3 protein-coding genes and 1 pseudogene are annotated in these 8,770 nt (G+C 66.0%); 3 read left to right on the top strand and 1 reads right to left on the bottom strand.

The window, feature by feature from the left end; all coding sequences use genetic code 11:
* The 3 genes and pseudogenes from JWQ05_RS08630 to glgB all read left to right on the top strand — a co-directional run.
* Positions 1 to 816: pseudogene (locus tag JWQ05_RS08630) on the top strand (DUF3416 domain-containing protein); the annotation flags it as partial.
* 169 nt (positions 817 to 985) lie between these two features.
* Positions 986 to 4,243: a maltose alpha-D-glucosyltransferase gene (gene treS, locus JWQ05_RS08625; RefSeq protein ID WP_299657577.1), complete on the top strand. Its 3,258-nt coding sequence runs from the start codon at positions 986 to 988 to the stop codon at positions 4,241 to 4,243.
* Positions 4,244 to 6,547 carry a 1,4-alpha-glucan branching protein GlgB gene (glgB, locus tag JWQ05_RS08620; RefSeq protein ID WP_299657575.1) on the top strand — a complete coding sequence of 768 codons (2,304 nt, stop codon included), beginning with the start codon at positions 4,244 to 4,246 and terminating at the stop codon, positions 6,545 to 6,547. It abuts the gene before it with no gap.
* Between the two features lie 104 nt (positions 6,548 to 6,651).
* Here glgB and glgA read toward each other — a convergent pair whose 3' ends face one another.
* Positions 6,652 to 8,157 (bottom strand): glycogen synthase GlgA, encoded by a 1,506-nt coding sequence (gene glgA / locus JWQ05_RS08615; RefSeq protein WP_299657573.1) that lies wholly within the window; start codon positions 8,155 to 8,157, stop codon positions 6,652 to 6,654.
* Positions 8,158 to 8,770: the final 613 nt, after the last annotated feature.

Below are 8,770 nucleotides of genomic sequence, written 5' to 3'. Positions count from 1 at the left end.
CATACCAAGCCCATTCCGTTCTGGGAGTGGATGATCGCGGAGGTGAACGCGCGCTATCCCGACGTGATCTTCCTGGCCGAGGCCTTCACCCGGCCGAAGATGATGAAGAAGCTCGCCAAGGCCGGCTACCAGCAGAGCTACACCTACTTCACGTGGCGCGACACCAAAGCCGATCTCATCGCCTATTCCACCGAGCTCGCCGGCGAGATGGGTGAATATTACCGCCCGAATTTTTTTGCCAACACGCCGGACATCAACCCGATCTACCTGCAGACCAGCGGACGCGCCGGTTTCGTCGTGCGCGCGACGCTGGCCGCCACCCTGTCGAGCGTCTGGGGCATCTATAACGGCTTCGAGATGTGCGAGGCCGACCCCTATCCGGGCAAGGAAGAGTATCTGAACTCGGAGAAGTACGAGCTGAAGGCCTGGGATTACCACGCGCCGGGCAACATCCGCGAGCACATCATTAAGCTCAACCAGATCCGGCGTGACAACCCGGCCTTGTGGGACTTCCGGAACGTGACGTTCACGGGCGCGCATAACGACCAGATCATCGGTTACGCCAAGACGACGCCGGACGGGGACAATTGCATCTTCGTCCTGGTCAATCTCGATCCGCGCAACCGCCAGGAATGCACCTACGAAGTGCCGCTCTGGCTCCTCGGTGAGCCGGACGACGGCGCGGTCGAGGTCGAGGATCTGCTGCTCGGCTACCGATTCGAGCTGCGCGGGAAATCGCATCGGATCGCACTCGACCCGGCGGAACGCTCCGCGGTGGTCTGGCGTCTGCGCGCGCCGCGCCGGGTTGCGCCTTAGGCGTGCGCGTGTCAGCAAAAACACCGGCGATCTTGAAGGATCGTCGCGGTGTCGCCTCAGTGTCGGCGCCTATCCACGCAGACGGACGCTGCGCACGGTTCCTCTTCTCGGGGACCGGAGCGCAGGCTCCGAAAATGCCCTTGAACTCGACGTATGAGGCAACGACGCGATGATCGATCGCAGCGATCCGCAATGGTACCGTGACGCCATCATCTACCAGATTCACGTCAAGTCGTTCTTCGACTCGAACAACGACGGGATCGGCGATTTCGAGGGCCTGACGCAGAAGCTCGACTACGTGCGTGACCTCGGCGTCACCGCGATCTGGCTGATGCCGTTCTATCCCTCGCCGCTGCGCGACGACGGTTACGATATCGGCGACTACCGCGAGGTGAACGCGTCCTACGGTACGATGGAAGAATTCCGTCGGTTCGTGGCGGCCGCGCACGAGCGGGGCCTGCGGGTCATCACCGAACTGGTGATCAACCACACGTCGGATCAGCATCCCTGGTTCCAGCGCGCCCGCGAGGCGCCGGCCGGCAGCCCCGAGCGCGACTTTTATGTCTGGTCGGATACGGACACGCCGTATTCCGACACACGCATCATCTTTCTCGACACCGAGACGTCGAACTGGACCTGGGATCCGGTCGCCAAGCAGTATTTCTGGCACCGCTTCTACAGCCACCAGCCCGACCTGAACTTCGACAACCCGGTCGTGCTCGAGGCCGTGATCGAGGTCATGCGCTACTGGCTCGACATGGGCGTCGACGGCCTGCGCCTCGACGCGATCCCGTACCTGATCGAGCGCGACGGCACGAACTGTGAGAACCTGCCGGAGACCCACACGGTCATCAAGGCGATACGCGCGGCGCTCGATGCGAGCTATCCCGACCGGATGCTGCTGGCCGAAGCCAACCAGTGGCCCGAAGAGACCGCGCAGTATTTTGGCGACGGCGACGAGTGCCACATGGCATTTCACTTCCCGCTGATGCCGCGCATGTACATGGCGATCGCCCGTGAAGACCGGCACCCGATCACCGACATCATGCGCCAGACCCCGGAGATCCCCGAGGGCTGCCAGTGGGCGATCTTCCTGCGCAACCACGACGAGCTCACGCTCGAGATGGTGACGGCGGAGGAGCGCGATTACCTCTGGTCGTTCTATGCCGCCGAGCGACGCGCCCGCATCAACCTCGGCATCCGTCGCCGCCTCGCGCCACTGCTGGAGAACGATCGGCGCAAGATCGAACTCATGAAGTCCCTCGTCCTGTCGATGCCCGGCACGCCGGTGCTCTATTACGGCGACGAGATCGGCATGGGCGACAACATCTATCTCGGTGACCGCGACGGCGTGCGGACCCCGATGCAGTGGTCGCCGGACCGCAACGGCGGCTTCTCGCGCGCCAATCCGGCCAAGCTCTTCTTGCCGAGCGTGCAGGACCCGATCTACGGCTTCGACGCGATCAACGTCGAGGCGCAGACCCAGTCGCAGACCAGCCTGCTGAACTGGACGCGGCGCATGATCGCGATCCGCAACAACTCGGTCGCACTGGGACGCGGCGGGATGCAGTTCCTGTATCCGTCGAACCGCAAGGTTCTGGCCTGGATCCGCGAGTTCGAGGGCGAGCGCGTGCTCTGCGTCGCCAACCTCTCGCGGGCGCCGCAAGCGGTGCAGCTCGATCTGTCAGAACTGCGCAACGCGGTGCCGATCGAGCTGACCGGTGGTTCCGAGTTCCCGGCCATCGGCGAGCTGCCCTACCTGCTCACGTTGCCATCCTACGGCTTCTACTGGTTCTCGCTGAGTGCGGCGAACACCGGTAGCATCGGCCCGCAGCCGGAATTGCCCGAGCTGTTCACGCTGGTTCTCACCGGCGGCATCGAGACCTTGATGGCGGGGCGCGAGCGCACCGCCTTCGAGCGGACGGTGGCGCCGCGCTTCATCGCGACCCGGCGCTGGTTCGCCGCCAAGGGCTCGCGCATCAAGTCCGTGCAGGTCATCGACAGTGCCGCCCTGAAGGATGGCGCCGGCGAGCCGCGCTTCCTGCTACCCCGCGTCGCGGTCCACCTCTCGACGGGCGAACGCCAGGACTACTTCGTGCCCGTGGCGGTCGACGAAGGCCGCGAGGACGAGGCCATGCTCCAGCACGCGGTCGCCCGCGTCCGGCGCGGTCCGCGCACCGGCCTGCTGCTCGGTGCATCCGCGTCGCCCGTCTTCGCGATGTCGATGATCGAGGCCATGCGCGAGGGCCGCGAGATCGCCACCGAGAACGGGCGTCTCGTCTTCTCCACCACCTCCGCCTTCGACCCCGACATCACCGTCGAGGTGGGCGAGATCCGCTCTCTGAACGCCGAGCAGAGCAACACCTCGATCGCCATCGGCTCGAAGATGATGCTCAAGCTGCTGCGCCGCCTGCAGACGGGCACGCATCCCGAGATCGAGGTCGGCCGCTTCCTGACGGAGACCGCGCACTTCACCAACACGCCCGCTCTTCTGGGCGTGGTGGAGCACGTGGATGCCGAGGGCACCCGCACGGCGCTCGCCGTGCTGCAGAAGTTCGTGCCGAACCAGGGCGACGCCTGGACGCTGATGCTGGAAGGCCTGCGGCGCGACTTCGACACGGTGGTTCTGGCACCGGAGAGCGAGGCGCCGTCTCCGGCGGACGCCTTCGAGACGCACCTGCGCTGGGCGATCCTGCTCGGCCGGCGCACCGCCGAGATGCACAACGCGTTCGCGGTCGAGACCGACGACCCGGCCTTCGCGGCCGAGCCGTTCGATCACGCAGACCTGCACGCCCTCGGCGACGACACCCGCCGCCAGGCTGAGCGGGCCTTCCGGGGCCTGGACGGGCTTGCGGGCCGCGGCTCCAACGCGGCAAGCACCGAGCTGGCGGGCCGCCGCCGCGAGGTCGAGACCGCGATCGAGACCCTCACGGCACGTCCGCCGCTCGGCGCGATGAAGACCCGAATCCACGGCGATTATCACCTGGGCCAGGTGCTGGCGGCGGAGGACGATCTCATCATCGTCGACTTCGAGGGCGAGCCCTCGCGGCCGGCCGAGGAGCGTCGCACCAAGTCGACGCCGCTGCGCGACGTCGCCGGGATGCTGCGCTCCTTCGCGTACGGTGCCGAGACAGTGACCCGGGGCATCGCCGTCCGCTTCTCGGATTCCGAGGAGCGTGCCCGCCGGGCCTCCATCGCCTGGCGCGGCATGATCGATGCAGCCTTCCTCGACGGCTATCGCGAGGCCGTCTCCGTCAGCCGTGCCGCCGTGACCGATCCGGAGACGGAGAGCCGCCTGCTCAAGCTCTCGCTCCTGACCAAGGCGCTCTACGAAGTCGATTACGAGGCCAACAATCGTCCGGACTGGATCGAAATCCCCGCCCGTGGGGTTCTCAACATTCTCGACGAGATCAAGAAAGGCGTTTGAATGATGGGCATCGACGAGACGTTCGCGAGCAGGACCGGACACCCTTCGGGCACCTCCGGATCGGCGGACGTTGCGCCCGTTGCCACCCGGGCGCCGCAGGGTGCGGCGTCCGAGACGGCCTCACTCCACGCGGACGCCATCGCGTCCATCATGGCGGCGAACCACGGCGATCCCTTTTCTGTCCTCGGCCCTCATCAGGTGGGCGAAGGCCATTGGGAAGTGCGCGCCGTGCTGCCGGAGGCGAAGTCCGCGAGCCTGCTCGTCGGCGGCAAGCGCATCCCGTTCGAGCGCAAGCACCCGGATGGCTTCTTCGTCGCCCGCGTCCCGAGCCAGGGGCGCCCGCTCTACGAGCTCGCGGTCGAGACCTGGGACGGCGAGGAGCGCTCGCGTCACGATCCCTACGGCTTCGGCTCGTCGCTGCGGCAGGAGGACATCGACAACCTGCGGGAGGTCGGCAGCAACGTCACCTACCGCATCCTCGGCGCACAGGCCCGGAACGTCGACGGCATCGAGGGTTTCCGATTCGCGGTCTGGGCTCCGAACGCACGCCGCGTCAGCGTGGTCGGCGACTTCAACAATTGGGACGGCCGGCGCCATCCGATGCGCCTCTGGCAGAATGGCGGCATCTGGGAGCTGTTCATTCCGGGCCTGAAGGCCGGTGCCCACTACAAGTACGAGCTTCGCGGCGCCGACGGCACGGTCCTTCCGCTCAAGGCCGACCCGGTCGCCTTCGCGGCCCAGAAGCCGCCGGAAACGGCGTCGGTTCTTCAGGGCACCAACGATCCGGAATGGCACGACGCGGACTGGATGGCGACGCGTGGGGCCAAAGACCCGCGTCACGTGCCGATCTCGATCTACGAGGTCCATCTCGGTTCCTGGGCGCGGGTGGCCGAGGAGGGCAACCGCTACCTGACCTACAAGGAACTGGGCGAGCGCCTGATCCCCTACGTCAAGGAGATGGGCTTCACCCATATCGAGATGCTGCCGATCACGGAGTTTCCGTTCGACGGCTCATGGGGTTACCAGCCGGTCTCGCTGTTCGCACCGACGAGCCGATTCGGCACGCCCGATGATTTCGCGGCCTTCGTGGATGCGGCTCACGCGGCCGGGATCGGCGTGATGCTGGATTGGGTGCCGGGTCACTTCCCGCTCGACGCACATGGGCTCGGCCAATTCGACGGTACGCACCTCTACGAGCATGCCGATCCGCGCCAGGGCTTCCACCAGGATTGGGGGACCTACATCTACAACTTCGGCCGCACGGAGGTGTCGAGCTTCCTTGCTGCCAACGCCCGCTTCTGGCTCGAGCATTACCACCTCGACGGCCTGCGCGTGGATGCCGTCGCGTCGATGCTCTATCTCGATTATTCGCGCCGGCAGGGCGAATGGATCCCGAACCGTTACGGCGGCAACGAGAACCTCGATGCCATCGAATTCCTGCGCAAGACCAACGAGGCGACCTACGCGCATGCGCCGGGCACCCTGACGGTGGCCGAAGAATCGACCTCGTGGCCCGGTGTCTCGCATCCGACCTACACGGGGGGCCTCGGCTTCGGCTTCAAGTGGAACATGGGGTGGATGCACGACACCCTGAACTTCGTCTCCAAGGAGACGATCCACCGCCGCTATCACCACCACGACCTGACCTTCGGCCTGCTCTACGCCTTCTCCGAGAACTTCATCCTGCCCCTGTCCCACGACGAAGTGGTACACGGCAAAGGGTCGCTGCTCGGCAAGATGACCGGCGACCGCTGGCAGAAATTCGCGAATCTGCGGGCGTATTATGGGTTCATGTGGGGTCATCCCGGCAAGAAGCTGCTCTTCATGGGCTGCGAGTTCGGCCAGGAGAAGGAGTGGAACCACAACCAGAGCCTCGACTGGCATCTTCTCGAAGACGGGATGCACCAGGGCGTGAAGGATCTGGTCCGCGACCTCAACCACCTCTACAAGGCGACGCCCGCGCTCCATTCCCGCGACACGGAGGCGGCCGGTTTCCAGTGGCTCGTGGCGGACGACCAGGACAACTCGGTCATCGCCTGGGCCCGCAAGGGACGTGAGGCCGGTGAAGTCGCGGTCGTGGTCTCCAACTTCACGCCGGTGGTGCGCGAAGGCTACCGCATCGGCGTGCCGGAGGCGGGCTTCTACCGCGAGGCGATCAACTCGGATGCCGAACGTTATGGCGGTTCGAATGTCGGCAACATGGGTGGTGTCCAAGCGGAGGCGGTGGAGAGCCACGGTCAGCCGTACTCCGTGGCGCTGACGATCCCGCCATTGGCCACGACGATCTTCGTGCGCGAGGGCTGACCAGCCCTCAAGCGGCAGGCTCGCAGTTGCCTCACCTCAGATACAAAGAAGCCGGCGGGGTGACCCGCCGGCTTCTTTGTATTCGGGATTGTCGGTGGGAACGCTCAGGCGGCCTGGAGGCGCAGGCCGATATGATTGCCGAAGGCGCGGGCATAGAGCGACGCGTAGTTGACGGCGGCACCATCCCAGCTGAATGACCGCGACATGGCTTGGCGGCGCATGGCGTTCAGGCGCTTCTTCTGCGCGAAGGTATCCATTGCGCGACGAATGGCGCTCGCGAATCCGCGTTGAGACGCCTCGCCGAAGGTGAAGCCCGTCACGCCGTCCTCGACGGTGTCGGCGAGCCCCCCGGTTCCGTGGACGATCGGCAGGGAGCCGAAGCGTTGCGCGTACATCTGCGCGAGACCGCAGGGCTCGAAGCGTGAAGGCATCAGCAGGAAGTCGCTGCCCGCGAACATCCGGCGCGCCTCCTGCTCCTCGAAGCCGACATGCACGCCGACCGACGCGGGGTGGCGCCGGGCGAGGTCGCGCAGGGCTCCCTCGAAGCGGCTCTCGCCCTGGCCGATGACCACCAGCTGACCGCCCTCGGCGACGATCGATTCGGCGGCGCTGATGCTGAGGTCGATACCCTTCTGGTGGACGAGGCGCGAGACGATGGCGAAGAGCGGCCCGCGCGAGACCGCGAGGCCGAACCGGCGCCGGACGGTCTCTGCATTGGCGCGCTTGCCCTTCCAATCGTCGACCTCGAAGCGGGCCGCGAGATGCGGGTCGGTGCGCGGGTCCCAACTCTCGTCGATCCCGTTGAGGATGCCAGCGAGGCGGCCCTGGGCGGCGCGGGTCCGCAGCAGGCCGTCGAGACCGCACCCGGATTCTGGCGTCATGATCTCGCGGGCGTAGGTCTCGCTCACCGTCGTGACGTGCGAGGCGTAATAGAGGCCGGCCTTCAGGAACGACATCTGACCATAGAACTCGACGCCGTCCATCTGGAACGCGTCTTCGGGGACGCCGAGGCGGCCCAGGGACTCGCGCGGAAAGACGCCCTGATAGGCGAGATTGTGCACCGTGAGGATGCTGGGGATCCGCATGCCACCCCAGGCGAGGTAGGCCGGCGCGAGGGCCGCCTGCCAGTCGTTGAGGTGCAGGAGGTCGGCGGCCCAGGCCGGATCGATCCCGTGCGCGATCTCGGCAGCCGCGAGGCTCAGGCGCGCGAACCGGATATCGTTGTCGCCGAAATCGCCCTGGGCGTTGCCGTAGGGCGTGCCGTCGCGCTGATAAAGCTCGGCGTTCAGGAGGACGTACACCCGCAGGCCGTCGCCGGTTTCGACAAGCCCGAGATCGCAGGGGGGGACATCCGCTTTCCCGGGCAGGTGGGCCACCACGGGGATATGGTCGAAGCGCTCGACGACCTGACGATACCCCGGGATCAGTACCCGAACGTCGTAGTGTTTCCGCAGGGCACGCGGCAGCGAGCCCGCGACCTCGCCGAGACCGCCGGTCTTGACGAAATCGGCCATCTCGGGTGTTGCGAAGAGGACACGGGGCTGGCGATGTGGGCGGGATCGAAGGGGATGGTACGTGTCGAACTGATCGGTCTGATCCGCCAAGCTCATCAATTCATCCCCGCGTCGAGCGGTGCGCGGGTGTGGAGAGCGTAGGCCCAGCATCGACGTCGGCATCGTTAACGCCCCTGATTCCTTAACGTTCCGCTGCATCGCACAATTCGAGCCACGTTCAGCTCGCATTTTCGCGAGAGCGCGGTTTTTTGCTCGTCCGAGATGTCTCGATGCAGGGACTTCGTTCTTCGCAACCGCGCCAGTGCCGCTGCGTCCAGCGCTCCGCAGGTGACCTGGGTCGAAGCGGACCGAGCCGTCGGAAGCCCGCCGCGGCTGGCGTCAGATCTCCCTGCAGCGCTGCACCGAGTTTGCCCACGGATCTGAGGGTCGCGTCATAGTCTCACCACCTCAAAGCAGGTGCGGTCCCGGAACCGGCTGGACGACCCCGATGGAGGGTTTGCGGGTGTGTCTGCGTTCAGACAATATTCCAACGTCATGCCGTCTCATTCGCCGCTCGTATTGACGGCACGGGACAGTTTCGCAGTGGCCGTGTCGGGGGGGGCTGCCGACGCTGAGTGCAACGGTCCGATAAGCAATGGTTCGTAGGCTGGTGGGCTGGGAATTGGCCGAGCTGTCGTTTCGCCTTATGACCGCCGCCGCGGCGTCAGGC

It is taken from the genome of Methylobacterium sp. (genome assembly GCF_028290105.1).
Taxonomy (GTDB): Bacteria; Pseudomonadota; Alphaproteobacteria; order Rhizobiales; family Beijerinckiaceae; genus Methylobacterium.
Note: the sequence above shows the minus strand (reverse complement) of the source record. Positions and strands in the feature narration are given on the sequence as shown.